Annotated in this window: 2 protein-coding genes; both read right to left on the reverse strand. The window is 71.9% G+C overall.

Annotation, left to right across the window (positions count from 1 at the left end):
* A partial coding sequence (locus BN12_RS25625) for a Sec-independent protein translocase family protein (protein WP_083454845.1) occupies nucleotides 1–356 on the reverse strand: 356 nt, incomplete at its 3' end.
* A 58-nt stretch (nucleotides 357–414) separates the two neighbouring features.
* A partial coding sequence (locus BN12_RS21725) for a S1C family serine protease (protein WP_083454846.1) occupies nucleotides 415–1382 on the reverse strand: 968 nt, incomplete at its 5' end.

Consider the following 1382-nt stretch of genomic DNA (forward strand, 5'->3'; position numbering starts at 1 on the left):
TCGTAGACGTCGACCGGCGGGGTCGCGGCGCTCATCGCGTCGGCGGACCCGGTCGCGCCCGTCGCCACGTCGACCGCGCCGTCGGACCCCGACGACTCGAGCGGCTCGAGGAAGGCCTCCCGGACGATGCGCCGGGGGTCGTACTGGCGGGGGTCGTACTGACGCCAGTCGATGTCGTCGTACTCGGGCCCGAGCTGCTCGCGCAGCTGACCCTTCGCCCCCTCGGCCATGGTCCGGGCCGTCCGGACGAACCGGGCCAGCTTCGCGGCATACTCCGGCATCCGGTCGCCGAGGAGGAGGACGGCGAGGATCGCCAGGACGATGAACTCCCAGCCGTTGATGCCGAAGAAGTCCATGGCTGCCCGTCCTTCCCTGCTCGCCGCCTGTCCCGCTCCGCCTGCCTACCGGCCTGCCCTACTCACCGGCCTGCAAGGTCATTCTCACATCGAACTCCTTGCCGCCACGACGGACGTGGAGGGTGACCTCGTCCCCGACGCTCTTGGCCCGGATCGCGACGACGAGCTCGTCGTTGCTGGAGATCGGGCGCCCGTCGAAGGCGAGGATGACGTCGCCGGCCTTGAGCCCCGCCTTCGCGGCCGGGCCGTCCTTGGCGACGGCCGGGGCGTTGTCGGGTCCGCTCGTGGCGATCTTGACGCCCTCGCCGTCGTAGGCCGGGTCGAGGTAGACCCCGATGACCGGATGCTGGGCCTTCCCCGTGCGGATGAGCTGCTCGGCCGTCTTGGCGACCTGGTTGCTCGGGATGGCGAACCCGAGGCCGATGCTGCCCGTCGAGCCGCCGCCCGAGCCGGACGGCAGCGCGGCGATGGCCGCGTTGACGCCGATGACCTGTCCGGACATGTTGAGGAGCGGACCGCCGCTGTTGCCGGGGTTGATCGCGGCGTCGGTCTGGATGGCGTTGATGAAGGACTGCGAGGAGCCGCCCCCACCGGCGCTCACCGGCCGGTTGAGGGCGCTGACGATGCCCGTCGTCACCGTGCTGTCGAGCCCGAGCGGCGCCCCGACGGCGATGACCTGGTCGCCGACGACGGCGTCGTCGGAGTCGCCGATGGGAAGTCGCGTCAGCGTGACGCCGGTGACCTTGACGACGGCGAGGTCGTATGCCTCGTCGCGCCCGACGATCGTCGCGTCGACGTGCTTGCCGTTGGACAGGATGACGGTCACCTTGCCGCTGGAGGCGGCCGCCTCGACGACGTGGTTGTTCGTCACGATGTGCCCCTGGTCGTCGAAGACCCAGCCGGAGCCCGTGTCGCTGCCGCCGGGGCCGCTGACCTGGAGCGTGACGACGCTCGGCAGGGCCTTGGCGGCGATCGCGGCGACCGATCCGGCGGGCCGCGCCGTGGCGCCCGGCTCGGGCGTCGGCG

This window comes from Nostocoides japonicum T1-X7 (assembly GCF_001046855.1).
In the GTDB taxonomy this organism is placed as follows: domain Bacteria; phylum Actinomycetota; class Actinomycetes; order Actinomycetales; family Dermatophilaceae; genus Nostocoides; species Nostocoides japonicum.